General features: G+C 70.3%; 22 protein-coding genes. 11 read left to right on the top strand and 11 right to left on the bottom strand.

The features are described 5' to 3' along the window. Positions 1 to 248: 248 nt before the first annotated feature. Positions 249 to 1,124 (top strand): aminotransferase class IV, encoded by an 876-nt coding sequence (locus IT371_12215; GenBank protein ID MCC6748418.1) that lies wholly within the window; start codon positions 249 to 251, stop codon positions 1,122 to 1,124. Between the two features lie 11 nt (positions 1,125 to 1,135). On the opposite strand, the gene cls is transcribed toward IT371_12215, so the two are convergent. After that, positions 1,136 to 2,569, bottom strand: a complete 1,434-nt coding sequence (gene cls, locus IT371_12220; GenBank protein MCC6748419.1) for a cardiolipin synthase — start codon at positions 2,567 to 2,569, stop codon at positions 1,136 to 1,138. 248 nt (positions 2,570 to 2,817) lie between these two features. Here cls and IT371_12225 point away from each other — a divergent pair, with 248 nt between their 5' ends. Continuing rightward, positions 2,818 to 4,431: an MFS transporter gene (locus tag IT371_12225; protein ID MCC6748420.1), complete on the top strand. Its 1,614-nt coding sequence runs from the start codon at positions 2,818 to 2,820 to the stop codon at positions 4,429 to 4,431. A 20-nt stretch (positions 4,432 to 4,451) separates the two neighbouring features. Next, positions 4,452 to 5,540 (top strand): hypothetical protein, encoded by a 1,089-nt coding sequence (locus tag IT371_12230; protein ID MCC6748421.1) that lies wholly within the window; start codon positions 4,452 to 4,454, stop codon positions 5,538 to 5,540. Between the two features lie 36 nt (positions 5,541 to 5,576). Here the strand turns inward: IT371_12230 and IT371_12235 are convergent, their stop codons facing one another. Together IT371_12235 and IT371_12240 are read right to left on the bottom strand one after the other, a co-directional pair. Next, positions 5,577 to 6,923: an FAD-dependent oxidoreductase gene (locus IT371_12235; GenBank protein ID MCC6748422.1), complete on the bottom strand. Its 1,347-nt coding sequence runs from the start codon at positions 6,921 to 6,923 to the stop codon at positions 5,577 to 5,579. A gap of 44 nt (positions 6,924 to 6,967) precedes the next feature. Beyond that, positions 6,968 to 8,311, bottom strand: coding sequence for a hypothetical protein (locus IT371_12240; GenBank protein MCC6748423.1), 1,344 nt, complete (start codon positions 8,309 to 8,311; stop codon positions 6,968 to 6,970). A gap of 69 nt (positions 8,312 to 8,380) precedes the next feature. Here IT371_12240 and IT371_12245 point away from each other — a divergent pair, with 69 nt between their 5' ends. Both IT371_12245 and IT371_12250 read left to right on the top strand, forming a co-directional pair. Further along, positions 8,381 to 10,129: a DUF4091 domain-containing protein gene (locus IT371_12245; protein ID MCC6748424.1), complete on the top strand. Its 1,749-nt coding sequence runs from the start codon at positions 8,381 to 8,383 to the stop codon at positions 10,127 to 10,129. Between the two features lie 49 nt (positions 10,130 to 10,178). After that, complete coding sequence (locus IT371_12250; GenBank protein MCC6748425.1) at positions 10,179 to 11,306, top strand: glycosyltransferase; 1,128 nt, start codon at positions 10,179 to 10,181, stop codon at positions 11,304 to 11,306. A gap of 7 nt (positions 11,307 to 11,313) precedes the next feature. On the opposite strand, the gene IT371_12255 is transcribed toward IT371_12250, so the two are convergent. From IT371_12255 to IT371_12265, 3 genes are all read right to left on the bottom strand, one after another. After that, a complete protein-coding gene (locus IT371_12255; GenBank protein ID MCC6748426.1) occupies positions 11,314 to 12,303 on the bottom strand; it encodes a hypothetical protein in 990 nt (329 codons plus the stop codon). Positions 12,304 to 12,383: 80 nt separating this feature from the next. Further along, the gene (locus IT371_12260; protein ID MCC6748427.1) at positions 12,384 to 13,529 is read right to left on the bottom strand and encodes a hypothetical protein; all 1,146 of its coding nucleotides are present in this window, start codon (positions 13,527 to 13,529) and stop codon (positions 12,384 to 12,386) included. Between the two features lie 104 nt (positions 13,530 to 13,633). Then, complete coding sequence (locus IT371_12265) at positions 13,634 to 14,413, bottom strand: polysaccharide deacetylase family protein (protein ID MCC6748428.1); 780 nt, start codon at positions 14,411 to 14,413, stop codon at positions 13,634 to 13,636. A 74-nt stretch (positions 14,414 to 14,487) separates the two neighbouring features. On the opposite strand from IT371_12265, the gene IT371_12270 reads away from it, so the two are divergent. Continuing rightward, positions 14,488 to 15,633, top strand: coding sequence for a glycosyltransferase family 2 protein (locus IT371_12270; protein ID MCC6748429.1), 1,146 nt, complete (start codon positions 14,488 to 14,490; stop codon positions 15,631 to 15,633). Between the two features lie 6 nt (positions 15,634 to 15,639). On the opposite strand, the gene IT371_12275 is transcribed toward IT371_12270, so the two are convergent. The 3 genes from IT371_12275 to IT371_12285 are packed head-to-tail and all read right to left on the bottom strand — an operon-like array spanning position 15,640 to position 18,913. After that, positions 15,640 to 16,869, bottom strand: a complete 1,230-nt coding sequence (locus IT371_12275) for a hypothetical protein (GenBank protein ID MCC6748430.1) — start codon at positions 16,867 to 16,869, stop codon at positions 15,640 to 15,642. A 46-nt stretch (positions 16,870 to 16,915) separates the two neighbouring features. Continuing rightward, positions 16,916 to 18,556, bottom strand: coding sequence for a SpoIIE family protein phosphatase (locus IT371_12280; GenBank protein MCC6748431.1), 1,641 nt, complete (start codon positions 18,554 to 18,556; stop codon positions 16,916 to 16,918). 18 nt (positions 18,557 to 18,574) lie between these two features. Beyond that, entirely contained in the window at positions 18,575 to 18,913 is a 339-nt protein-coding gene (locus tag IT371_12285; protein MCC6748432.1) for an STAS domain-containing protein, read from the bottom strand. Positions 18,914 to 19,097: 184 nt separating this feature from the next. On the opposite strand from IT371_12285, the gene IT371_12290 reads away from it, so the two are divergent. Continuing rightward, a complete protein-coding gene (locus IT371_12290; GenBank protein ID MCC6748433.1) occupies positions 19,098 to 20,483 on the top strand; it encodes an O-antigen ligase family protein in 1,386 nt (461 codons plus the stop codon). 40 nt (positions 20,484 to 20,523) lie between these two features. Next, positions 20,524 to 21,117, top strand: coding sequence for a polysaccharide biosynthesis/export family protein (locus IT371_12295; GenBank protein MCC6748434.1), 594 nt, complete (start codon positions 20,524 to 20,526; stop codon positions 21,115 to 21,117). A 15-nt stretch (positions 21,118 to 21,132) separates the two neighbouring features. Here IT371_12295 and IT371_12300 read toward each other — a convergent pair whose 3' ends face one another. After that, a complete protein-coding gene (locus IT371_12300; GenBank protein MCC6748435.1) occupies positions 21,133 to 22,170 on the bottom strand; it encodes a PKD domain-containing protein in 1,038 nt (345 codons plus the stop codon). Then, entirely contained in the window at positions 22,167 to 23,624 is a 1,458-nt protein-coding gene (locus IT371_12305) for an oligosaccharide flippase family protein (protein MCC6748436.1), read from the bottom strand. The genes IT371_12300 and IT371_12305 overlap by 4 nt, the downstream gene beginning before the upstream one ends. A gap of 213 nt (positions 23,625 to 23,837) precedes the next feature. On the opposite strand from IT371_12305, the gene IT371_12310 reads away from it, so the two are divergent. The 3 genes from IT371_12310 (at position 23,838) to IT371_12320 (ending at position 26,727) form a co-directional block, all read left to right on the top strand. After that, the gene (locus tag IT371_12310; GenBank protein MCC6748437.1) at positions 23,838 to 24,695 is read left to right on the top strand and encodes a class I SAM-dependent methyltransferase; all 858 of its coding nucleotides are present in this window, start codon (positions 23,838 to 23,840) and stop codon (positions 24,693 to 24,695) included. A 25-nt stretch (positions 24,696 to 24,720) separates the two neighbouring features. After that, the gene (locus IT371_12315; protein MCC6748438.1) at positions 24,721 to 25,929 is read left to right on the top strand and encodes a glycosyltransferase; all 1,209 of its coding nucleotides are present in this window, start codon (positions 24,721 to 24,723) and stop codon (positions 25,927 to 25,929) included. Between the two features lie 81 nt (positions 25,930 to 26,010). Further along, entirely contained in the window at positions 26,011 to 26,727 is a 717-nt protein-coding gene (locus tag IT371_12320; GenBank protein MCC6748439.1) for a sugar transferase, read from the top strand.

Consider the following 26,727-nt stretch of genomic DNA (forward strand, 5'->3'; position numbering starts at 1 on the left):
AGCCGGCAGCGGGGCGGAGTGGGCCGGCGCAAGCGGCGGCTCGGGCCCTCGCGCCAGCCGCGGATTGGGGGGAGGGAGGGCGGCTGGCACTCGGGACGCCGCCCGGGCCTCGCGTCACCTCGCGCCCCCTCCGTACCCCCATGTCCGAGAACTCGACCGCCCTGCCGCGCGCCCTTCCATTGACCCGGCGGGTCCGGCCCGGCTACACCTGCGTGCGATAGTTCGACGGCTCCTCGGGAGGGTCTCTCGTGACGACGCGCATTTCGATCGATGGGCAGGTCGGCGACGAGGGCTCGGCCAAGATCTCGGTCCTCGACCGCGGGTTTCTCTACGGGGACAGCGTCTACGAGGTCCTGCGGACTTACGGGGGGCGCCCCTTCGCCCTTCCCGAGCACCTCGAGCGCCTGCGCCACTCCGCCGAGCTGCTCGAGCTGCCGATGCCCCTCGACGACGCGGGGCTCCGGCAGGAGATCGCGGCCACCATCGCCGCCACCGGGAACGCCGAGTCCTACGTGCGGGTGATCGTGACGCGCGGCGCGGGACCCATCGGGCTCGACCCGGCCCTCGCGGCGGGCCCGTGCCGCGTGATCATCGTGACCGCGCTGAAGCGCTGGCCCGACGAGCTCTACGCGCAAGGAGCTCCTATCGCACTGGTGCCGACCGGTCGCCCCGCGGAAGGGCCCGCGGGAGGGGCGGCCAAGAGCGGAAACTACCTGACAAACCTCCTGGCGCTCGGGCGCGCGCGTCGGTCGGGCGCGCACGAGGCGTTGCTCCTCGACGCGGAGGGGCACGTGGCCGAGGGCTCCTCTAGCAACGTCTTCGTGGTGCGGGAGGAGGGGCTCCTCACGCCCCCCGTCGAGGCGGGGATCCTGGAGGGGATCACGCGGCGCAAGGTGATCGCGCTGGCGCGCCGGGCGGGGATCGCGGTCCACGAGCAGCCGCTCACCCCCGAGGACCTCTTCGGCGCCTCGGAGGTCTTCATCACCAGCACGCTGCGAGAGGTGATGCCCGTGACGCGCGTGGACGACCGCGCCGTTGGCGGGGGCGTCCCCGGTCGCCTCACCACGCGCTTGCGCGAGCTGTTCACCGCGTACGTTGCGGCCTGGCTCGCGCGCGCGGACTGACGCGACCCGAGCTACAGCACCGGCGCCAGGGTGCGGGCGAAGCTCTCGGCCATGCGTCGGCCGAGCCCTCGTCCGTCCAGGAGCTCCTTGGTGATCTCCTCCGCGTCGCGTAGGTCCTTCTCGAAGAGTTCGGCGAGCTGTCGCGCGAAGTCGGGGCCGTAGACCACCGCGTTGATCTCGAAGTTGAGCCGAAAGCTCCGCATGTCCATGTTGGCCGAGCCGACGGTGGCCCAGCTCTGGTCCACGACCATCGTCTTGGCGTGCAGGATGCCGGGCCGGTACTCGAAGACGCGCACCCCCGCCTCGAGCAGCTCGTCGTAGTAGGACCGGCCGGCGTGGAGCGCGAGCGACTGGTCCGAGCGGCGGGGCAGGAGCAGCCGCACGTCCACGCCGCGCAGCGCGGTGGTCTGGAGCGCGACGAGCATCGCCTGGTCGGGCACGAAGTACGGGGTGGTGAGGTAGACGCGCTCCTTGGCCGAGGTGACCACGGTGAAGAAGATGCGCTGGATGGGCTGCGTGTCGGTGTCGGGACCGCTGGCCACGATCTGCACCATGAGATTCCCGGCGCGGTGCTGCTCGGGGAACCACTCCGGGTCGTCGGGCTCTTCCCCCGTCGAGAAGAACCAGTCCTCGGCGAAGGCTTCCTGGACGTGGTGCACCGCCGGCCCTTCGAGCTGCACGTGCGTGTCGCGCCAGAGGCCGACCTTTCGCTTGCGGCCCGTGTACTCGTCGCCGATGTTCACGCCGCCGGTGAAGGCCACGCGTCCGTCCACGACCACGTTCTTGCGGTGGTTGCGCAGGTTCGCGTGCCAGTGGCGGGAAAAGAGCCCCACCGGCAGAAACTCCGCGAACTGGCCGCCGGCCTGCACGAGCGGGATCATGAAGGTGTCGAGCCCGAAGGAGCCCACGCCGTCGGTGAGGACGCGGACCTTGACCCCCTCCTTGGCCTTCTGGATCAGCAGGTCGCGAAAGCGCAGCCCGGTGTCGTCCTCGTTGTAGATGTAGAACTGGAAGTGCACGTGCTTGGTGGCGGCGCGGATCGCGTTCTCCATCGCCTGGTAGGCCTCGTTCGCGTCCACGAGCAGGCGCACGTCGTTGCCGAAGGTGGGCTGCCGACAGCCCATGCGATTCGAGAGCCGCACGAGCTCGCGGTCCGGGGGCCGACTGATCGATACGGAGTCGAAGCGTCCCGAGCTCTCGGTGATCTCGAGCCGCGCGAGGTGCGGCTCGAGCGCGGCGGCTCGTGCCCGCCGCCGGCGTACCTGGCGGGTCAGGCGGTGCCGCCCGAGCAGCAGATAGAGCAGCACCCCGAGATACGGCACCAGCATCATGGTGAGCGCCCAGGCCAGGGTGGCCGTCGGCTCGCGGCGCTGCATCACGATGCGCAGAGTGACGGCGAAGGCCAGCAGGTAGCCGCCGACGACGATGATCCAGTTGGGAATCACGGGGGCAGTCTGTGGGCCGCGTGGCGCCAGGGCCCAGTCTACCCGAAACCGCCCTGCTTTGCTCGGCGCGGGGCCGAACGGGCTGTTGAGCGGCCGGACAAAAGCATATAGGGTCGCCTCGCCTCGGAGGCCCCCGCGCGGTGAAACCCAACGAAACGAGCGACCTCAGCTCCCTCGCCGACGTGCGGCAGCTCGGTCTCTGGGCGGCCATCGCCAGCCTGAGCTACGTCTTCTGGATCGTCGGCGTGATGGAGATGATCGAGCGGCTGGCCTACTACGGGGTCAAGGCCGTGGCCACCCTCTACGCGCGCGACCCCGCCTCGAAGGGAGGCCTCGGCCTGGACATGTCCCAGTTCGGGACGATCCTGATGGTCTGGGCCCTGCTGCAATCCGTGGTGCCGGTCTTCACGGGGGGGCTCTCCGATCGCTACGGGTACAAGGAGACGATCTTCGCCTCTACGGTGGTGAAGATCGCGGGCTACCTGGTGATGGGCTTCTTCCCCACCTTCAACGGCTTCTTCGCCGGCGCGGTGCTCCTCGCCACGGGGACGGCGATCTTCAAGCCCGGCATCCAGGGGACGCTGGTGAAGTCCACGACCCGGCAGAACAGCTCGATGGCCTGGGGGATCTTCTACCAGACGGTGAACATCGGCGGCTTCATCGGGCCGCTCGTGGCCGGGAAGATGCGAAAGCTGGCCTGGCGCAACGTGTTCTTTGCGTGCGCGGGGATCATCTCCTGCAACTTCCTCATGCTCCTCACCTACCGCGAGGTGGGAAAGGACGAGCGGCTCCGGCGGGCCCGTCTCCGCAAAGAGGGGAAGCTCGAGCAACGGAGCCTCGCCGGCGAGGCGCTGCGCGAGCTCGGCAAACGGCACGTCTGGGTCTACCTCCTCATCTTCTCGGGCTTCTGGTTCATGTTCAACGCCATCTTCGACGTGTTGCCCGCGTACCTCGAGGACTGGGTCGACACTCGCGGCGTGGTGACGACCCTCTTCGGAGCGGGGGGGGCCGAGAGCGCGCTGGCCAAGTTCTTCATCGTGATGAGCAAGGACGGCAAGGAGATCCAGCCCGAGGGGATGCTCAACCTCAACGCCGGGTTGATCATGACCACCTGCTTTCTCTTCGCGGCGCTGAGCGGACGCCTGCGCGCTACCTCGAGCATGGTGATAGGGACGCTCTTCGCCGCGCTGGCTCTGGTCCTTTCGGGCTACGCGACGGTGGGCTGGCTCTCGGTCTTTGCGATCCTGGTCTTCAGCGTCGGCGAGATGCTCTCCAGTCCCAAGTTCAGCGAGTTCATCGGCAACTTCGCCCCCGACGACAAGAAGGCCATGTACCTCGGGTTCTCGCAGATCCCGCTCGCCGTGGGCTGGACGCTCGAGGGGAAGGTGGGCCCCTGGCTCTACGAGACCTTCGCCTCGAAGGATCGGTTTGCGCGGGAGCTCCTGCGCGACAAGGGGCTCCCCGCCGAGCGGGTGGCGAAGATCCCGAACGGCGAGGCCTTCGACCACCTGGCGCTGCTGACGCAGGAGAGCGGCGCCCTCGATTCGTCGCGGATGGCGCTCCTGCGCGACCCGGACGGTGCGGCCCGGGCGCTCCTCGCCCGCCAGGGGATGTCGGCGGGGGAGCTCTCGGAGCTCAAGGTCGGCGGCGCCTTCCGGGCGCTGGCAGAGCGGATGGACAAGGAGCACAAGTGGCAGCTCACGCGGGCGCTCCACCGGACGCACCCGCGGATCGGCATGGTCTGGTACATCATGGCCGCCGTCGGCCTCGTGACGGCCCTCGGGATCTACCTCTACGGCCGGTGGATCGCGGGCCTCCGGGAGAAGGCGGGGCGGCGAGCGACCGAGGGCAGTCCCTCGTGAACGGAAGGAGCAAGGTCAGCATGAGGACGAGCGAGCCGAAGAGGCGACGGTGGGTCGGAGTAGCTGTCGCCGCGCTGTGGGTCGTGGCCGCGCCGGCGACCGGTCGAGCGGACCCCGCGGCGCTCCCCGCGAAAGATCGCGATGCGTTCTGGGGTAGCGAGGAGGATCTCCTCGACAAGAAGGTCTGCGAGGGGACCCGCAAGCGGGTGATGCTCACCTGTCGCGACGCGACCTCCTACGTCGTGATGAACGAGTGGTACCACGAGCTCTGGCGCCCCTACCTGGAGAAGGCCGGCGGCGCCTACGTCGGGATCGCCTCGGACCAGAACTTCACGCTCATCGCCTGGCAGCGGGCCGAGCTGGCCTGGATGATGGACTACGACCCGCTCGTGGTGCGCGTGAACCAGATGCACGTGGCCTTCATCAAGGCCTCGGAGAGCATCGAGGCCTACCTCGCGCGGTTCGACAAGGCCGAACGCGAGAAGAGCCAGGCGCTCCTGCGCAAGGAGTACGAGAAGCACGCCGAGCTGAAGGAGATCCTCGCCGCGCATCGTGGCCTCGCGAACAGCATCGGCGCTCACCTGCGCAAGGTGCGCAGCATCGGCAAGCGCAGGGTCTCGCACTGGCTCCATTCGGCGGAGGACTACGCCTACCTGCGTGGGCTGATCCAGGCCGGGCGGCTGCGCGTCCTGAAGGGGGACCTGCTGAAGGACAAGACCCTCGCCGGGATCGGCAAGGTGAGCCACCAGCTGAAGGTCCCGGTGCGTGCGATCTACCTCTCGAACGCCGAGGAGTTCTGGCCCTACCCGAAGACCTTCCGGAATAACTTCATCGGGCTCAACATGGACGACCGGACGGTGGTGCTGCGGACGCGCCACAGCAACAAGTACGGGCCAAAAATCGGCCAATACCTGTATATCGTGCAAGGCGGGAAGGACTTCCAGAAGCGGCTCGCCGACCCCGCGACGCACGGGCTCTGGAACATGATGAACGCGCGCCAGCCCGGCCGCCCCGGCTTCTTCACCATCGGTATCCCCGTGCGGCCCGAGTCCAAGGTGGTGCCGCAGGCGCGTGGCGGCGAGAAGGAAGCCGCCGACGAGGGACAGTGAGCTAGGGGGGGCGCCTCGCGGCCGAGGTGCCCCTGACTACGGCAGGCGCTCCAGGTACGACGCAGCGGCCTGAGCCGCGCTCGCCCCGCGTCCCATCGCGTTCGCCACCGAGGAGCAGTCGGGGCCGAGGATGTCTCCGGCGCCATAGGCCCCGGTCGCTTCGAGGACGCGTCCGTCGGCGTCCGTCCGGAGGTAGCCACGCTCGTCCAGCCACGCGGTAGGGAGCGCCTCGTTGTTCGGACGCCAGCCGATGCGCAGGAGCGCGGCGTCGGCCGGCAGCGCCTCGGGTCCCGACGCCCCGTGCAGGAGCACGCGCTCGAGCCGCTCCCGTCCCTCGAAGCCCACGACCGTCGTGGCCAGTCGCCGCTCTAGCTCCGGGTGCTGCAAGACCGGTCGCCGGAACTGGCCTCGCGCCGAGAGCTCGGCGCCCCGGTGGACCAAGGTGACGCGCGCTCCCGCCTCGGCGAGGAGCAGCGCGTTCTCGCAGGCCGCGTCGCCGCCTCCCACCACCACCACGCGCCGTCCCGCCAGCTCGCGCGTCCCCTTGGCGGCCGTGGCGAGCAGGCCTCGTCCGGTGAGCTCGGCCTCGCCCGGCACGCCGAGGGTCCGGCGCCGCACGCCGGTGGCCACGATCACCGTACGTGCGCGAAGGGTCAGCGGCCCCTCCGCCGCCGCGGCGCGCAGCAGGTAGCTTCCGGCAGCGGGCTCCACGCGCTCCACGCGGGCGCGGAGCCAGACTCCGTGGTGGAGCTCGAATTGCCCGAGGAGGCGTCGCGCGAAGGCCGGCCCGGTGAGCGGCGGCAGCCCGAGGAGGTCCGGCATCGGTCGATGCGCCAGGTGGAGCTGGCCGCCGAGCCGCTCTTCCGACTCGACGAGCACCGCGCGGTGCCCGAGTCGCCAGCACCAGAGGGCCGCGCTCAGCGCCGCGGCGCCCCCTCCCACGATCGCCACCGGCTCCTCGGCGCGCAGGGCCTCGCGCGCGGTCGCGAGCGGGTGGACGTCGTCCCCCTCGCGATCCACGACCACCTCCACCCCGGCGGCCGCGGCGTGTCGCAGGCAGGCGAGCTTCTCCAGGCGGACGCGCACTCTCTCGGCCCCCGGGCGCGCCAGCACCGCCCGCGCGACGGCGGTGGCCAGGCTCTCGACCAGGGGATAGTGGCGCTGCTCGACCACTCGCCGCGCGGTGCGGGCGATGGCCACGTAGTCGAGCGTCTCGCGCAGGGCCTCGGTCTCCGCGGCCCGGTCGAGCTCCGCCACCTCCACGTCGAGGTCCAGGGTGATCGGCTGCTCGGCCCCGAGCTCGGCGGGGTTGACTCCCACTCGCGCGGAGAGTCGCAGCTCGCGCACGAAGATCGTCGCGTGGCGAATCGGTCCGTCGCTCATGCCCGCAGCATACGCGGCGCGGAGCGCGGAGGCTACGGGGTGGTCTACCAGCCCGGGCGGCGCGGATACTCGCTCGGATAGACGACGGTGACCCCCGCCACGACCAGGTGTCGCGTGAGGTCCGGCACGGGGGCCGTGGCGCTCGCGTGGCGTTGCGCGCCGAACTGGTACCGCAGCTCGAGCTCCACGTGGTCGGAGAGCCGCCACTGGAGCGCGCCGTCGGCGAGGACCAGATGCGCCGCCCGGTCCAGGCGGCTCAGCGTGGCGCTGATGCGCTGGCCGTAGAGGTACGAGCCCTCCACCGAGACGAGCACGCGGTGGCCGGGATCCAGCGGCAACGCGCCCTTGAGGTGGACGCGGTCTCCGATGAGCGTGTCCCCGCGCAACAGGTTCGGCGACGCGTCGTGGTCGTAGCCGAGCTCGAACCCGGCGCGCAGCGAGAGGTGCTCGCGCACCTCGCGCCCCTGAAAGCGCACGAGGACCTGGCCCGTGGGCTGCACGACCCACCAACTGCTCGAGTCGCCGCGCAGCGCGAAGAGCGCGCCCGCGGCCAGCCGCAGATCCCACGCCCGACTGAAGGCGTGCCGCCAGGCCGCGCTTCCGGCCGCGAGGACCTGCTCGCTCTGAGGAACCGCGGAGCCGTCGAAGCCGGTGTAGCCCAGGCTGTGCGCGTAGGTCGTGCTCAGCACCGCGCCGAGCTGGTCGTCGCGGAACTGGCGGTAGACCTCGGCGTTGCCGTCGAGCTGCAGGCGGCTCGGCCAGGTATCGCCGTCCACGTAGGCCGGCACCAGCGCGCGGATCGTGAACCACTGCGAGAAGTACCAGTGGGGGGTGATCTGCCAGTCGAAGGCCTCTCGGGCCCGCGCCGTGACGAAGATGGCCTTCGCGGGACGGTCCGAGCCGAAGAGCACGTACGTGCCGGCCCAGAGGAGATTTCCCAGGTTGTACTGCTCCTCGATCCCCGCCAGCTCGAGGGTGAGGTTCGTGTTGCGGGAGGTCTCGAGGTTGACCCGGTAGAGCAGGCGCCCGCTGTAGAGGTTGTAGCGCGTGCTCAGGAAGTTGAGTCGGCCGAGGAACTCGCCCTCGATGAGGTGATTCGACGCCGGGCGGTCCACGCGCAGCACCACGCGGGGCACGACCTCCACGAAGCCCTCGTCGCGACGCGTGGTGGGGGTCACCACCGAGCCGGCCTCGGGCGCGTCCACGTTCCCTTCGTAGCCGGAGGTGGTCTTGAGGAGGCCGCGCAGCCTGGTCTGCGCCTGCGCGTCCATGGGCAGGTGGAAGAGCGTCGTGATGCAGGCCAGCGCGAGCGTTCGTCGCGTCGCGCGTCGAGGCGGGGGTGGAGATAGCGCGCGCCTGGCGCCCCGCGAGCTCTTGCGCTCGAGCATTTCGAAACGATATCCTGCTTTGGTCGACAAGTCACCACGACGACCTCGTCAGGAAAGCGACACCGGACCATGCGCGCTGTAGCTCTGGGGTGGGCCGCCCTGCTCGCCTGCTCTCACACCGCCCACGCCGAGCTCGCCGCGGTCTGGGCCCTGGACGACGGCACGAAGGTCAACGCAGATCAGCTCGCGCACCCGCTCCGGGCGGGGAACGCCGTCTTCAGCAAGTACCCGCCCCTCGTGCGGCTCTTCGCCGCGCGTAACGAGACCGTGGCCTTCCAGGTCATCTTGCAGGGCGGCGCGGCGGAGACCGCGCGAGTGGGCGTCGAGCTCGCGAACGTGGGCCCGATCCGCAACGTCCGCACGACCGACCAGCCCGACCGCTACTTCGTCGGACGCCGCATCGAGCTCTTGAAGGAGCTCTACCTGCCGGTGAAGCAGGGCTCGAAGGGGTTCGTCTGGCGCGCCGGCAGCGCCGCGGAGCCCTCCACGGCCAAGGGGCTCGTCCCCGATCCGCTCGTGCCGCTCCGCGCGGGCGAGCGCTTCACCGTCCCCGGCCGGCGCAACCAGGGCGTGTGGATCGACGTCTACGTGCCGCGCGACACGCCGCCGGGAACCCACCGCGGAACGGTGCGCGTCAGCATCGGCGGGGCGAAGTGCGCGCTCCCCACCTGTGAGCTCCCCGTGGAACTGCAGGTGCTGCCCGCGACGTTGCCGGACGTCTCGTCGACCAAATCGATGCTCTACTTCTCGGGCCACCCCGAGGAGCTCTCGCTCTCGCCGCGCTACTTCGGCCGCGGGGCCAAGGTGGCGCCGAAGGTCTTCGACGCGCTGGTCCTCCGGCACCACCGCCTGGCCCGGCGGCACCGCGTGGAGCTCTTCGCGGGGCACGACAAGGCCCCCACGGCGCTCATGAAGGAGCTCCACTCGGGGCGCGCGTACACCGCGGCAGCGGGGTACGAGGGGCCAGGAATGGGGGTGGGGCAGGAGATCTATTCCATCTCCACCTACGGGGGAAAGCTCAGCGGCAGCCAGGTGGCCCTCTGGACCTCGTGGTTCGCGCGCCACGCGCCCAAGACGCGCTTCTTCCTCTACGTGAAGGACGAGCCCGGCCGGAAGGACTTCCCCGAGATCAACCGGGTGGCGGCGGCGGCTCGGCCGGTCCTGTCGTTCGTGACCAACCGCTTCGAGTCCGGTCTCGAGGTGGACATCTATTGCACCTACGCTGGGGAGTTCTCGGTGCGCCGCATGGCCCAGGCGCAGAAGAAGGGCAAGCACGTCTGGATCTACAACGGCAGCCGTCCGTTCAGCGGAACGCTCCTCACCGACGACAGTGCGATCGCTCCCCGCGTGAATCCGTGGATCCAGTACAAGCACGGCATCCCGTGGTGGTTCTACTGGGAGTCGACCTACTACGACGACTTCCAGGGCAAGCGGGGGCCGACCAACGTGTACGCCGACCCGCTCACCTTCACCAACACCCACGGCGACCGTCTCCTCGGGGACGGCGTGCTCTTCTACCCGGGCCGCGACCGGCTCTTCCCGAAGGAGGATCGCGGGATCGACGCGCCGCTGCCGAGCATCCGGCTCAAGAACTGGCGCCGCGGGATCGAGGACGTCGAGTACCTGGTGCTGGCGCGGCAGAAGGGGCACGGCGCGGCAGTGGACGCCCTCCTGCGCGAGCTGATCCCGCAGGCCCTCTCCGACGAGACGAAGGTGGGCGAGGCCGTCTCCTGGTCCGAGGAGGGGCAGGACTGGCTGGCCGCTCGCAAGCGCCTGGCGCGGCTCATCGCCGGCAGCGCGGGCGGAAAGCTGCGCTGAGCGCTGGGAGCCAGGGCATGACCCCGCTGTGCGCCGAGGAGATCGCCTGATGCGCGTCGTTCATTTGATGAAAGGGAGCGCGTGCGTCTACGGCGCGGAGCGCGTGCTCCTCGCCGAGCTGGCGGAGCTCCGAGCCCAGGGGGTCGACGCGCGCTTCGTCATGCTGCAGGAGGCGCGGCTCGGCGAGCAGTCCGACGTGCTCGGACAAGCCGTGGAGGCGCTCGGGCTGCCCGTGGCGCGGGTCCCGGTGGAGAGCGTGTTCTCGCGCCGGGTGGTGGCCGACCTGCGCCGCGTCCTCGAGGAGGAGCGGCCGGCGGTGGTCCACTCGCACGGCTACAAGGCCGACGTGATCGGCCTGCTCGCCTGCCGCCTGGCGAAGCTCCCGATCGTGGGCGAGGTCTCGGGCTGGCTCTTTCCGAAGGAGGACTACAAGGTCCGCTTCTACGAGTGGCTGGACGTGCAGGCGCTCAAGCGAATGGACCGCGTGATTGTCCTCGCGGATCACTACCGGCGCATGACGCTCCGCATGGGGATCGGCCGGGAGCAGCTACGGCTCATCCCGAGCGGCGTGGACCCTGCCAGCCTGCGCGCGCGAGCCGGTCGCGCAGAGCTGCGTCAACGGCTGGGCCTTCCCGTGGGAGTGCCCACCGTGGGGATGCTCACCCGCCTCAGCCCGGAGAAGGGCGTAGACATCTTTCTGCGGGCGGTGGCCCTCGTCGCGCCCGCGGTGCCGAGGATGCGCGCCGTGATCTTCGGGACGGGGCCCGAAGAGGAGACGCTACGGGGCCTCGCCGCCGAGCTCGGCATCGAGCAGTGGGTCGTCTGGGCCGGCTACGTGGACGAGGCGATGGATGCGCTCCTCGCCCTCGACGTGGTGGCGCAGACCAGTCGCACCGAGGCGCTGCCCCAGACGCTGATGGAGGCCATGGTGATGGAGCGACCCGTGGTGGTCACGGCGGTCGGCGGCTGCCCGGAGCTGGTCGTGGACGGCCGGACGGGCTTCGTCTCGCCGTCGATGGACCCCGAGACGATCGCGGCCCGGATCCTGTGCCTCCTCACGCGGCCCGAGCTCCGGCGGCAGATGGGAGTGGAAGGGGCGCGGCGCATCGACGAGCGGTACACGCTCAGGAAATGGGCGCAGGACACGATCCAGCTCTACGAGGAGTTCCGGCACTGAGCCGGCGTCACCGGTTGCGCGTGCAGTGCCCCGTGTAGGGCAGGCGCGGGCCGGCGTCCACCATCTCGAAGTCCGTCACCTTCAGCTCTCGCAGGTCCTCGGTGTCGAGGAGTCCGCGCCACTTCGCCTGGGTGTTGCGATCGCTCTGCACCGGCAGCACGGCCTCGCCCCCGTCGGCGAGCAGCATGCCGTAGCGCTGGAGCGCGACGGCCAGGACACGCGCCCCCTCGCTCGGGAGCCGCTCGACGGGGAAGTTGGCGCGCAGACGCAGGCGGGCCCCGTACGGCGGCTTGTCGTCGCCGCCGGCGGCGGAGGGGGTGGAGTGGGTCGCGGGGTGCACGTACACGCCGGCGCGAATGCGTCCGTTCGGCAGGATGAAGCGCATGGCGTGCTCGACCGCCCCCGATTGCACCTCGTCGGCCGTGGGGAGCAGGGGTGCGATGGGCATCCCCGCCGCGTCGGCGCTGCTGCACTGTTCGCCGCGCCCCGACGGACCGTAGTCCCGGTCGAGGTCCCAGGTGGCCAGGCAGCCCCCGCGGAAGCTGCTGCCCTGGATGTCGGCCCGCCACATCTCGTAGAGCCTCCGCCGGTCCCGGTGCACCACGATGAGGTGGCAGTCCTGGTCGGGTCCGGGGCACCGGTAGTCCGGCGAGCCCTCGACGGCGCCACCGACGGGCACGGGCATCGGTTCGTGGTCGCAGTCCGGCGTGTAGAAGTCCTCGGTCGGGGTGAAGGTCTTCACCGGCGAGGCGTCGTCGGCGATGAGGACCGTCATGAGGAAGTTCACCACGAAGACGCCGTGGGCCCAGCCCCCGGCACGCTGCAGGCCGTCGATGACCTTGTCCGACTCGGGGTCCTTTGCCCGGGTCGAGACGTCCTGGTACCAGGGCGCCGTCGAGGGAAAGTAGGGCGTGGAGCCCGACGAGCAGCCGGCGAGCGCCACGGTGGCCGTGGTGCAGAGCAGCGTCGCGCGCGTCCTCAGTCGGAGCGATGACATCGTCCCGATGCTAACCCAGAGGGGTTGGCTGTCAATTCGAGCCTTTGGGCCCGGCGCCACGGCGCGGCAGCGCGCGCGTCTCAGGGGTTCCGCACGCAGCGGGCGGTGTAGGGGATGCGTTGCCCGCCATCCACCACCTCGAAGTCGCTGACCTTCAACGCGGACAGGTCGTTGTAGGCCAGAAGCCCCTTCCACTTGGCGGTGGTGTACCGGTCGTGCTGGGCCGTCAGCGTCGTCCCGCCGCCGTCGGAGAGGAACATGCCGTACTTCTGCAGTGCGCGAGCCACCACGCGCGCCCCCGCGTTCGGCAACCGGTCCATCGCGAAGCTGGCCTTCAGGCGGAACCGGACGCCGTAGGGCGCCGCGTCGGAACCTCCCGAGGTGGAGGGGGTGGAATGCGTCGCGGGGTGGAGGTAGACCCCGTTGCGAATGCGGTCGTTTGGCAGGACGAAGCGCAGGGCGTGATTGATCGCACCCGCCTTCACCTCGTCGGCGGTGAAGGTGAGCGGGGCGATCGGAAAGCCGGCCGCGTCGGCGCTGGTGCATTGCTCGCCCCGCCCCGATGGGCCGTAGACGCGCGTGAGATCCCAGACCGCCAGACAGCCGCCGTAGAACTCCCCGTCCACGAGGTTGGCTCGCCACATCTCGTAGAGCTTCTTGCGCGTCTTGTGAACCACGATCAGGTGGCAGTCTCGGTTCAGATTCGTGCATTCGAAGCCCGATTCGCCCTCGATGGAGCCGACGCTGGGTACCGGCACGGCCACCTTGTCGCAGTCGGGGTTGTAGAAGTCCTCCGTGGCGATGAAGTGCCGCGAGGAGGTGGAGTCGTCCACGTAGAGCACGTGCAGCAGGAAGTCGATGGTGAAGCTGCCGTAGGCCCACCCGCCGTTGTTCTGGACCGAGGAGATGATGGACCCTGATTGGCTGTCCAGCGGGGCCTTCGAGATGTCCTGGTACCAGATCGATTGGATGGGGAAGTAGCCGGTGGGCGGTGGCGCCGCCTGATCCGTCGTGGGCGGGCGGGAGTCGCGGGTCGGCGGCCTCAGGTCGTAGGGGCTTGGGCCGTCGCGCAGGATGCCGCGGTCGTCGACCCAGCCGCCTCCGTCGGGATACCCGTAGTCGCTCTCGGCGAGGTCCCCGGTCCCCCCCGACAGCCGTGCCGTGCACCCGCACACGCTCGCGATGCAGAGCGTCAGAGCCGTGCGGAGACGCGGCGTATGAAGCATCCCTACATATGCTATCGCGCGACGCGGGGGTGTCAATCGCGCAGGTCGAAGCGTGGTCCGGGACTTCCCGGGTTTCGTACGCCGCAGGGCGCCACGCGCAGGGCTCAGCGCCGGGCCAGGAGCCGTGCGCGCAGCCGCAGCCACCGCTCGCCGCCGAGCCGCTTGAGCGGCTTCTTGAGCTGCCAGACGGCCCACTGGCGATAGCGCGGCACGAGGTCCCCGCGGGCCATGGCCGCCGCCTCCACGGCGGAGGTGTCGCGACGCACCGCGTACCGGCCGAGGACGGCGCACGTGCCCTCCTTCCGCACGCAGGTGCACGGCTCCGAGGTGAAGAGAAACCGGACCCCCTCCTCGGCCGCGAGGCGCTCCACCTGGCGCGAGGTGAAGCCGCCCGGCACCGACGCGAAGGGCACCTGCTGGCCGAGGAGCTGCTCCAGGCGGGCGAGGCTCTCCTTCCATTCGCGCCGGATCTCGTGCTCCGGAAGCTCGCTCATGCGGGGCGGGTGGCTGCACGAGTGCGAGCCGATGCCGTGCCCGCGCCGCGCGAGCTCGCGCAGGTCGGCCTCGGTCACGAACCCCGGGCTACCGATGCGGCCGGTCGTGACGTGAAAGATCCCGCGCCAGCCGTGGCGCTCGAGCAGGTCGGCCGTCTCCGGCAGCGCGCTCGCGCCTCCGTCGTCGAAATGGAGCAGCACGCCGTGCCGCGGTAGCGCCTCGGCGGGCGGAGCCACGCGCAGCGCTCCGGTGGCGCCGACCGCGCGCAGGTGCGCCTCGAAGACCGCCGGCGCGACCTTGTAGAGCGCCGCGTCCGCGCTCGGGAAGCCGCTCGCGGTGGCGCGGTCGGGATCCACCACGTCGTGATACATGAGGGAGACGAGGCTCATCCGGGCTCCTCCGTGCTGCACCGGGCGCATGATATACTCGGGGCCGTTCGTCCACAGCCCCGAGGAACCTCACCGTGTGGATTTCCACCACCGCGCTCTACTGGTCATCGCTTGGCGTGGTCGCGTACACCTACGCGGGCTACCCGCTGCTCATCAACGTGCTCTCCCGGCTGCGCCCGCGCCCCTCCTCCGAGGCGCTGGACGCGTTCGAGCCGGTGGTCACCGTGGTGCTCGCCGCCCGCAACGAGGAGGCGCGCCTGGCCGGCAAGCTCGAGAACCTGCTCGCGCTCGACTACCCGGCGGAGAAGCGACAGATCATCGTGGTGAGCGACGGGTCCACCGACGGTACCGACGAGCTCGTTGGCCGCTACGCGCACCGCGGCGTCGAGCTCGTGCGGCTCGACCCGGCGGGGGGCAAGGCTCGGGCCATCAACGCGGCCGTAGCACGCGCGCGCGGGGAGCTCCTGCTTTTCTGCGACGCGCGCCAGCGCATCGACCCGCAGGCGCTGCGCTCCCTCGTCCGCGTTTTCACCGACCCGGCCGTGGGCGCGGCGAGCGGCGAGCTGATGCTGGGGCGCGAGCAGGGGCCCGGCCTCTACTGGAGCTACGAGAAACTGATCCGCCAGGCCGAGGGGCGCTTCGATTCGGTCGTCGGGGCGACGGGGGCGCTCTACGCGATCCGGCGCGCGCTCTTTCGCGAGCTCCCCGAGGGCTGCCTGCTCGACGACGTCTTCGTGCCGATGAGCGTCGTGCGGCAGGGGAGTCGCGTGCTCTTCGTCCCCACGGCCCAGGTCTTCGACGACGAGGCGGCGATCGAGGGCGAGTTCTCCCGCAAGGCGCGCACCCTGGCCGGGAACTTCCAGCTCCTGACCCAGCTCCCCTGGCTGCTCGACCCACGCGAGAACCGCCTCTGGATGCAGTTCGTCTCGCACAAGCTCCTGCGTCTCGTCTGCCCCTTCGCCCTCGCCACGCTCTTCGCCTCGAACGTGGCCCTCGTCGCCACCGGGGCTCCCGGCTGGCCGCTCTACGCCGCCACGCTCGCGGCGCAGCTCGGCGTGTACGGCCTCGCGGCCTACGCCCAGCTCGCGGGCCCGGCCGAGGTCGGACGCCTCGCCCGGGTCAGCCACACCTTCGTGGCGTTGAACGCGGCGGCGGTGGAAGGACTCCGACGCTTCCTGATCGGCGACCTGGGCTGGACCACGCACCGCGCGCCGGCGTGAACGGCGCTAGGCGTCGTCGCCCGCGCTCCCGACCCCCCGATAGCGACCCGCGAGGCGCTGGGGCATCGTCTTCGCCAGGTGCCAGCCGAGGTCGCCCCACCGGCGCAGAAAGGGGGCGGGGTCGTCCGGGGCGAAGAAGGCCTCGACCCTGACCCCGGCGAAGGAGCGCAGCCAGTCGAGCACCGGGAGTTGGCCCCGCCGGAAGAGCGTCGCCGCGGCCACGAGGTCGCTGTCGAGGCCCAGCCACCGCACGCCCTCGGTGGGCTCGTGCAGCGCTGGTCTCTCGCCGAGGACCAGGTCGGAGTAGGCCAGCCACTCCAGGTCGCACCCCGCGGCGGCCGCCAGGCGGTTCTGCATGATCGGGCGCGCGTTCACCTCGATGAGCTTCTGCACCCCGTCCCGCGGGTCGAGCGCGAACTCGAGCTCCGCGAGGCCCTGGTGGCCAATGCGTCGCAGGAAGTCGTTGCCCTCGGCGATGAGCGCCGCCTCCTGCCGCGTCTCCACCAGCGAGCCCACGCCGAAGTCCACCGGCCACTGGCGTCGCTTGTGAAAGCCGACCGAGGCGAGGGCTGTGCCGTCGCGCGTGAGGTAGGTGGCATAGCAATAGAGCGCGGGGTTCGGGATGCGCTCCTGCACCACGGCCCGGATCCCCTCTCGCTGGCAGAGCTCGACGTAGCGCGCGAGCTGCGCCTCGTCCTCGGCGAAGAAGCACTTGCGCTGGTAGCGCTCCCAGAAGGCCGGGGAGTTGGCCGGCTTGATGATGCACGGCGGCGCGAGCTCGGCGCGGACCTCCTCCAGCGAGAGCGTGGGAGTCAGGGGCACGGTAAGAGGGTGCGCGATGGGATGCCGACGCAGGAGCTCGGCGAACTCATCCTTGAAGACCAGCGCCGACACGAGCTCCGGGCCGGGCAAGGGGGCGAGGCAGCGGTCGCCTCCGAGCTCGGCCTGAAGGCGCGACGTCGCCACCGCGGTGCGGTCGCAGGTCGGAACCACGAAGACCGGGGCGCCGAGCCGGCGGCCCACCTCCAGCACCAGCGCCGCGAGCTCCTCTTGCGTCTCCGGCCGGTCGATGGAGCCGACGGTGCGGTGCTCGCCCCCGTAGCGCGAGGGCGAGGGGTGGCCCCCTTCGAAGCCGACCTGCACCAGAGCCAGCCCGTGACGGCCGTAGCAGCGAAGCACGCCGAGCTGCGTGACGGAGGGGTTGCCGAGGACCATCACCGGAACGGGGGATCGCATGCTCAGGCTCCGACGCCGCGAAGGGCGACAACGACCGCGCGCCCGCTCACTCGTGGCGCAGGATCGAGACCAGGGTGATGTCATCGTACTGGGACTCGGTGCCGGCGTGGCGCTGTAGCTCGCGCAGGACCGACGCGATGGCGTGCTCCGGAGGGCTCGCCGCGAAGGCGCGACCGGTCCGGTGCATGCCGAACTCGTCCTGGGCGCTGTTCTTCGCCTCCGCCACGCCGTCGGTGCAGAGGAGGATGCACTCGCCGGGCAGGAGCTCGAGCGACTGCTCCTGGAAGTCCTGGTCGGGCAGCACGCCCACCGCCATGTTGGAGGGGCCCTCGAGCTCGATCACCTCGCCGTCCACCTGGCGCAGGAGCGGTCGCAGGTGGCCCGCGTTGCAGAAGGTCACGACCCCCGTCGCAGGGTCGAGGACCAGGTAGAGGACGGTGGCGAACATGTCGTCCTGGCCGGTCAGCAAGAGGTTCTCGTTGAGCCAGCCGAGGACCGAGGCGGGGCTCGCCTCCGCCGTCGAGTAGTGGCGGATGTCCGAGGTCAGGCGCGCCATCAGGAGCGCCGCGCTCACGCCCTTGCCCGTCACGTCGCCGATCACCACCCCGACGCGGTCGCTCGAGGTGGTGATGAAGTCGTAGAAGTCGCCTCCCACCCAGTAGAGCGGCTGGTAGTTGCGGTCGAAGAGGTACCCCGGCACCTCCGGGGGGCCGAAGGGGAGGAAGCTCTCCTGGACCCGGCGCGCGAAGCGCAGGTCCATCTCGAGCCGCTGCTGGCTCATCAGCTGCTGGTGAAGCTGCGCGTTGGCGATGGCGATCCCGGCCTGGGTCGCGATCCCCGTGAGGAGCTGCAGCTCGGCGTTGGAGAACGAGGGCATGCCGCGCTTCCCCTCGATGTGCAGGATCCCGAGCGTCTGCCCGCGCGCGACGAGCGGGGCGCAGATGCGAGACACCGCGCCGGTGCGGTCCGCTCCCGCCCCCTGGCTGAGCACCGATTGCCCGCCCCCCAGCACCTCCGCCACCACGGTCTGCGAGATGGTGAGCCCCTCCGTCGCCATCGTGGCGCGCCGCTGCAGGATCGCCGCCGGCACGAGCTGCTGGCGCTCGTCGAGCAGCAGGATGAACCCGCGCGCCGCGTTCGGAAAGACGTTGAAGAGCGACTCGAGGATCGTGTTGAAGAGCTTCTCGGGCTCGAGGATCGATGCGATGGCGGAGGTCACGGCGTAGGTGGCCTCCAGCATGCGGTAGGCCTGCGCCAGCTCCGTCTCCATCTGGGACTTGGTCTGCAGGCGCTCGAGGCCCGGCGGCGCGAGGGCCAGCTTCGCCTCGGTCATGGTGGCGATCAGCGCGCCGTGGTCGTCCGGAACCACCGTCAACACGTTCTGCAGCATCTTCTTGGGCGCGGCGTCGGCCTCGAAGCGGAAGAGGAAGTTCCCGACCATCACCTCGTCGCCGTCGGCGAGCATGCGCCGCGTGGCGCGCTGGCCGTTGACGAAGGTCCCGTTGCCGCTGCCGAGGTCTTCGATCTGGTAGCCGTCCGGGACCTTGACGATGCGCGCGTGCTCGCGCGAGACGGAGAGGTCGCCCAGGTAGACCAGGCACTGGGCCGTTCGTCCGAGCAGGCACACGTCCTCGAACGGATGCTCCGTCCGTCGGGTGGCTCCGCCTAGCGTGATGAGCTTGGGCACGTGCGCGAACGCAGATGACTAGGCGAAGGCCGCCTCGGCGGCTTCGAGGCTGTCGAAGAGGGGGAACGCCCGGTCGAGCGAGAGGAGCACGAAGACCTCGCGAGGCTGGTTCACCAGCCGGACGAGCTTCACGTCACCGCCCCGAGGCCGGACCTTCTTGAAGAGCGAGACCAGGACCGCGACCCCGGCGCTGTCGATGAGCGTCAGCTCGTGCAGGTCGACGATCACGCGCACGTGGTTACCGTCGACGAGTTCTTGAACGAGCTGGTTGAGCTGATGGCGGCTCGACACCGTCAGCTCGCCCCGGAGCGACAGGAGCACCGTCTTGCCCCGGAATTCCTGCTTAACTTCCACCATGCGCACCCTCTCGATCCGAAGGTACCGCGACAAGGGCACTCTACCACGATCGACCGGAGGGGGTAAGTTGGGGCGTCGGCACCTCGGGGGAGGGGCGCGGCGAGGCGTCTCGAAGCGGCGCCGCGAGCGTCTCGCCTTGACGCGGACCCGCGCCGACTGACATCCTGAGGCAGCCAGGGAAAACATGTTCAGTATCGCAGGGCTCTTGGCCCTGATCGTGACCATCTACCTCCGGCCGCACAGCTTCATCGAGGCGATTCGGAACGCGCCGCTGTACGAGGCGTTCAGCGGGCTGGCCGTCGTCGGCGTGCTGCTGGACGTTCGTCTGCGCATCACCCGCCTGCAGCGCACGCCGCAGGTGCGGTGGGTGGTCGCCCTCGTCCTCTGGTCCATCCTCACGCTCCTCATCAGGGCCCCGCGCGCGCTCGGTGGAGCGCTTTCGTCGATGATCACGCCGCTCAGCGTCTTCGCGGTGATCGTCGAGGGAGTGCAGTCCTTCACGGGGCTGCACCTCCTCACCGGCACGCTCGTGGGGTCGATCTCGATCGTCTGCCTGCTGATGATCCACCAGGGGCTCTCGCCCTTCGGGTGCCTGGTGGTCAAGGACGTCTCGCCCCACGGCTCGCTCTTCGCGGTCCCCGACGGACGCCCGTGCGTCCGGCGCGTGGACTGCGAGGTCCAGCCCGACGTGGAGTACGTCTGCGAACGCGTCGGGTTGCTCGGGATCTCGTCGGTCGCGCACGGGCGCGTGCGCTACCCCGGCCTGCTGCTCGACCCGAACAAGCTCGCGCTGGGCGTCGGGATGGCCGTGCCGCTCTTCGTGGCGCTCTGGGAGCTCCGACGCACTCTGAGCCGCACAATCCTGCTGGCCCTCTTCCTGGTGGTCGCGGTGGCCTGCGTGTACTTCACGCGTTCGCGCTCGGGGATCATGGTCCTCGCGGCGACGCTCGGGATCTACGTCTGGCGGTGGTACGGCTGGAGAGGGCTGGTGGCGGCGGTAGGGCTCTTCGCGCCGATGGTGATCTTCGTGCTCGCCAGTCGCCCCGACGCTGCGGCGTCGTCCACCGAGCGGCACGAGATCCTGGCCATGGGGATGCAGATGTTCGCCTCGTCCCCGCTGGTCGGCGTCGGGTTCGGTCAGTTCGTCGCGCACTACTACATGACCGCCCACAACTCGTACCTGCTCGTGCTCTCGGAGCTGGGCCTGCCGGGGGCCTTCCTGTGGAGCGGGGTGGTGTACGTGACCTTCAAGATGGTGCTCTCCGGGGTGCGTCGCTACCGGAACCGCGAGGAGGGCGCTCCCGCCGCGACCTGGAGCCTGGCGCTGGTCACGGCGATGGGGGGCCTGATGATTGGCTCGCTCTTCCTCTCCATGTCCTACGACGTGCTCTTCTGGCTGCAGCTAGGGCTGTGCGGGGCGTTCTACCTCTGCACGACCGGACACGATCCTGCGTGGCGGGTGCGCATGGAGGGGCGGGACTTCGGCCTGCTGGCCCTGATCAACGGGGCCTTGATCGCCGGGCTGACCTGGACCACGCGCGGCGTGGCGATCTCGGGCGGCCCACGGTAGTGTGGGGGAGCTTGGACCAACCGATGACGAGGAAGCTGCCGTGAGGAGAGCCCTGCTGCTGGCATTCGCGCTCGCCGGGATGACCGCGTGCCCGACGACCTTGCCCCACTACAACTACGGCGCCGAGCCGGACCCTCGCCGCAAGGAGTTCGTCGTGGGGGCGGGCGACGAGCTGACCGTGAGTGTCTGGAAGAACCCCGACCTGTCCACGAACATGCGGGTGCGCCTGGACGGCACCGTGAGCATGCCGCTCATCGGCGACGTGAAGGCCGCGGGGCGCACCGTGGCCGAGCTCCGCGAGGAGATCACGGAGCGGCTGGTCCCGTACCTCAAGGAGACGAGCGCCGTCGTCACGGTCTCCGTGGGAGAGATCCACAGCTACTCCTTCACGGTGATGGGGAACGTGGACCGTCCTGGGATGTTCAACCCGCGGCGCTACGTCACGATCATGGAGGCGCTGGGGATGGCGGGGGACGTGAACCGCTTCGCCGCGGCCGAGCGCATCGTGATCGTCCGCAAGAAGCCGGGGGGCAAGGCGGTGCGCATCCCGATCGACTACCGGGCGATCGCCTCGGGACGCAGGCCCGACCAGGACCTGGTGCTCGTCTCCGGCGACGTGGTGTACGTGCCGTAGGTAGGGCTAGGGCTCCTACGGGTCGAGGCTGCGGTAGGAGAAATCGTCGAACTGCGCCTTGCCTTCGAAGAGCGCGAGGCCGACGTGCCCGGCGTAGAGGTGGGGGGCCGGGGAGGGGTCCTTGAACTTCTGCGTCAGCCCCGGCGTGGAGGGTTGCGTCGGGCTGCTCGCCGAGAGCTCGAATTCGCTGCCCACGAGAGACACCACGACGCGGATGTCCTCGCCCCTCGGGTAGCCCTCTCGGTACGCGCAGCTCTTGCAGCGCTCCGCCTTCGTGCTCCAGGCCTGGGTCGGGTCGCTGATCAGCACGCCGTGCTGGGTCTCCGACGTCTCCTCGATCTTGAAGACGGCCAGCTCGATGCCGTTGTTCGGCGCCGTCTCCTCCCAGAGGCGCACGCGGTAGAAGCTGCGGGAGCGCTTCGTGGGATGGAGGCGCAGGATGACGTCCGTCCAGCGGTCGAAGGTGGGGTCGGGGTTGCGCCGCACGGTGACCTCCACGCGCACGTCGCGCGCTTCGGGCCACGCCGTGAGCGACGAGGAACCCGGGCGGTGGAGGGCGGTCTCGCAGGTCAGTCGGTCCTGCTCGAGGGTCCACTTCGTCTCCTCGTCGGGTTTGCGCCAGCCGCGCTGATCCAGGTCCAGCGCCGGTCGGTTGAAGTCGTCGCGGAAGGTGCCGTCCCACGCGGCGAGGTGCGCCTGCGCCGAGTGCCGCGTTCCGCGCGCGCTGACGGCCGTCAAGGTGGGGAGGTAGAACCCGACCTTGGTGAAGGAGACCTTTCCCGGGGTGAGCCCCGTCGCCGTCTGGCCGTTGCCGAGCGCCCACTCGTAGGAGCACGGAGCCCACGAGCCCGCGCACGACGCTTCGCCGCGGAGCTCCAGCGCTTGCCCGAGGCGCAGCCCTCGATAGTCGTAGTCGAGGGCGATCCGTGGGGCGGGGGCCGGGTCGTTCGTCCCGGTCTCCGTCGGGCCGCCGCCGTCGGGGTCGGTGTCGCGGGCGTTGTGGCAGCCCGGAGCGAGGGTCGCCAGGAGGACGAGGAGAGTCAGCCGGTTCATGTTCCTTTCCCTTCTGCGGCGGAGTCGGTGGCCTCGCTCGCGGGGGGCGTCGTCGTCGCAACCTCGGTCTTGCCGCGCCGCCGGGAGAGCGCGTCCCGCACCACGCGCAGCAGGTCCAGGGCCGTGCCTCGCACGAGGACGAGCGCGAGGGCGACGTAGACCAGGCCGCCCGTGGCGATCTGCGCGGAGAGCGAGAGGAGTCGGCTCGTGAGGCCGACGGCGGCCAGCCCGCGCTTCACGCCGAAGACGGCCGCGACCATGGGACCCGCCGCGAGGAGCGGACGGACCGCGGCACCCACCAGGCCCAGCATCGAGATCCCGTCCAGGCGGGCGACGACCCACATCCCCGCGAGGGCGTGCAGGGTGAAGGCCAGCACCACGGCCCCGCAGGCCCAGATGAGGCCCAGCCGCGCCGAGAGGGCGATCCCGGCGAGAAGCGTGGCCACCTTGAAGATCTCGAGCCACATCACGGCGCCCGGCCGGTCGCGCACCGGGAGGTACGACACGACGGTGGAGGCGGCGACGCGGCCGAAGGCCGAGAGGGCGAGTACGGCCACGAGCGGCGCCAGGCCGACCCAGCGCGCGTCGAAGAGCAGCGAGACGAGGGTGTCGGACACGGCGGCCAGGCCCGCGGCGGCCGGCGCGACGACCAGGGCGAGCAGCGCGGTCGAGCGGACGAGGCTCGCCGCCCGCCGATCGGGGCTGAGCCGCGCGAAGGCGGGGAGCAGCACGACCGCCATCTCCTCGCCGAGGTAGCTCGCGGGCAGCTCCGCGAGGTTGTAGGCCAGGTTGTAGAGTCCCACCGCGGCCGGGCCGAAGACCCGGGAGATGACCAGGTTGTCCCAGCGGCGCGAGGCGAAGCTGGCGATGCTTCCCACCGAGAGAGGGAGGCCGAAGGCGAAGAGCCGGCGCGTGGGCTCCCAGCGCAGCGGCGTCGGCGACAGCCACTCGCGTCGGTCCGCGGCGCGAACGATCAGCAGCAGCACCACCAGGGCGCGCGCGATGTTGCCGAGCACCACCGAGGTGGCCCCCCAGCCCGCCATGGCGAAGCCGATGGTCACGATGCTGTAGACGACGTCGCCGGCGGCCGAGGAGAGACGGACCGTGCCGTAGCGTAGGTCGCGCCAGAGGATGCGCGCGGGCCCGAGCGTGAAGCGCTCGATGACCACGGCCAGCGCGAGCCCCGGCAGATAGAGGGCCATCCTCGGCGCGTCGAAGAGGGGCCCGAGGGGCCAGCGGAAGGCGAAGAGCAGCCCCGCCCCGAGGAGGATCAGCACCAGGTTGTAGACCGTGGCGTGGAAGATGTCGGCGCGGTCGGCCTCCGGCTTGGCCAGGAAGTACTGGAAGAGGCCGAAGCGAGAGAGCACGTCGGTGGTGTAGACCAGCACGACGGCCACCGAGAGCTCGCCATAGTCCCCCGGCGACACGTAGCGCGTGATGAGCAAGGTGCTCACCAGGCCGAGTGCACGGGTCGCGATACCGAGGGCTATCGTCCAGAGGGCGCCGCGAGCAGCGCTGGTGGCGAGCGACACGATGGGGGCCTGACGTTGGTCCGATGCGAAGGTTCCGCTCATCGTACCACAGGCGCTCGCGCGCCCACCATGCGGTGTCAGAACCGGCGTGCGTGCTATACTGGCCGCCCCGGCGGAAGAGGAGATGCTCGAGCGATGGAGCGGCTGACGGAGGAGAAGTTCTGGGACGATTCGTACGCCGGTCGCCAGCGCGCGGTCGACGAGGGTGCGGCCGGCCGCTCGCTGAAGGCGCGACTGAAGCAGACGGCGCTCTATCGGGCGTTCCACGAGCTCGAGCGATCGTATGCCAACCACTTCGTCTGGAACATGCTCATGCCGCGGTACCTGCCGCGGGGGAGCCAGTACAAGCTGGTGGAGGTGGGCAGCGCCCCCGGGCACAACCTGATCACCTTTCGCCGCAACCAGGGCTATCAGGTCTACGGGGTGGAATACACCGAGCACGGCGTCGAGCTGAACCGGCGACTCTTCGCGGAGCACGGCATCGACCCCGCCCAGGTCATCCACCAGGACTTCTTCTCCGACGCGTTTCAGCGCCAGTACGCCGGGGCCTTCGACGTGGCCTTTTCGGACGGCTTCATCGAGCACTTCGGCGATCCGGCGCACGTGGTCGGCTTGCACGTCAACCTCGTGCGCCCCGGCGGGTACGTGGCCATCGACATCCCCAACTTCAGGGGGATGGGCGGCGTGCTGATGCGGCTCATGGACCCGAGCCTCTTCGAGGTCCACAACCTGGACCTGATGACGCTCGAGGGGTTTCGCCAGGCCTTCGCGCACCCGGAGCTCGAGCCGCTCTATTGCGGCTACGCGGGGACCTACAACCTCAAGGTGCTCGACAACCGGGACACGCCGCTCAAGACCCTCTTCACCCACGCGCGCCGGGTGGCCCAGATGGGGCTCGACGCCGCGCTGATTCGCGCGGGCTTCGGCGGCTACGAGACCGCCTTCTTCAGCCCGTACCTGGTCTACATCGGCCGACGGCGGGCCGGGGCGTAGCGCAGCGGCGAGGAGGGCTCGACCCATGCGCATCCTCTTTCACACCGGGCAGGTGCCCTATCCGGCCGACACCGGGGGAAAGATCCGGTCCTCGAAGCTGCTCGAGGAGCTGGCTCGCCGGCACGAGGTGAGCGTGGTCTGCTTCCGTCGGGAAGCGGACGCGCCGGAAGACCTCGACCGGCTGCGCGCGATCGCGGCCCGGGTCGAGACCGTCCCCTGGGCCGACCCTCCGCGGGGGAGTCCGCGCTACCTCTTTCAGCTCGCGCGGAACATGGTCTCTTCGCTCCCCTTCAGCGTGGCGCGGCACTACGCGCCGGCGATGGAGCGGGCCATCCGCCGGCTCGTGGCAGAGGTCGAGCCGCAGGTGCTGGTGTGCGACTTCCTGCACACCACGCGCAACATGATGAACGTGGCCTTCTTCCCGAAGATCCTCTCCCAGCACAACGTAGAGGCGGTGATCGCGCGCCGGCGCTTCGAGCAGGAGACGAACCCGCTCGCGAGGGCCCTCTATCACCTGCAGTGGCTCAAGCTCCGCCAGTACGAGGAGGCCGCCTCCAAGAGCTTCCATCACAGCATCATGGTCTCGGACCAGGACCGCGAGACGCTGGCCAGCGAGTACGGGGTGACGACCACCTCCACCATCCCGAACGGCGTGGACGTGGATTACTTCCACCCGATGGAGACGCCCGCCGAGGGGACGGACCTGGTCTTCACCGGGTCCATGGACTGGCTACCCAACGAGGACGGGATCTCGTACTTCGTGAAGGAGATCCTCCCGCTCGTGCGCCAGCAGGAGCCGGCGGTCAAGGTGTGGGTCGTGGGACGGCAGCCCACGGCGGCGCTCAAGCGGCTGGCCGAGGCCACGCCGGGGGTCGAGCTCACGGGGACGGTGCCGGACATCCGGCCCTACGTGGCGCGCGGACAGGTCTACGTGGTGCCGCTCAGGATCGGCGGCGGAACGCGCATCAAGATCCTCGAGGCGATGGCGATGGGCAAGGCGATCGTCTCGACCCGCATCGGCGCCGAGGGGCTCGACGTCACCGACGACGAGGACATCCTGCTCGCCGACGAGCCGGCGTTCTTTGCCCGACGCGTGGTCGAGCTCTTGCGCGACCCGGAAAGGCGACGACGCCTGGGGGTGGCGGGGCGCGCCAAGGTGGTGGACGTCTACACCTGGCGCGCGGCCGTGGCCCGGTTCGACGCGATCCACGCGGAGCTCGTGCGGCGGGGCTGAGCGCGCTGGGCCCGACGGGCGGGAAGCTTGACCTGTCAGGGCCGCGACCGTCATACTGACCAGCAACCGTAGCCCATCGCGATGATTCCGTCGGTTCGCATTGCCAAGCGCATCCTGGACCTGGCCGTCGGCGGGGCGGCCCTCGTGGCCGCGGCGCCGGTAGCAGGGGTCATCGCCGCCGCGATCCGCGCCTCGTCCCGGGGCCCCGTCTTCTACCGGCAGCGACGGGCGGGGATGCTGAGCGGTGCCGGGGACGGCAGCTTCGGCGAGTTCTGGGTCTACAAGTTCCGCACCATGGTGGTGGACGCCGAGGCGAAGAGCGGGGCCACGCTGGCCAAGCAGGGAGATCCGCGCATCACCTCCGTCGGTCGCGTGCTGCGCAAGACGCGGCTCGACGAGCTGCCGCAGCTCTACAACGTGCTGCGGGGGGACATGAGCCTGGTGGGGCCACGCCCCGAGCGCCCGGAGCTCTTGCGGAACCTGGCCCTGACGATCCCGTTCTTCGAGGAGCGGATGCGCGGCGTGAAGCCGGGGCTCACCGGGCTGGCGCAGGTCAGCCTCTCGTACTCCGGGCGTCTCGCGCAGGACAGCGAGCTCGCCGAGCTGAAGCGCACGCTCATCAATCCGTTCGAGATCGACGGCATCGACGACTCGGTGGCCGACGACATGCGGACGAAGATGCTCTACGACTTCGCCTACTCGGTCGTCCTCGAGGATTTCTGGGAGTTCGTCCGGACCGACCTCCGGATCATCGTCATGACGCCGCTCGTGATGTTCTGGCACCGCACCGGGCGCTGA

Source organism: Deltaproteobacteria bacterium, from assembly GCA_020848905.1.
GTDB lineage: Bacteria > Myxococcota_A > Polyangia.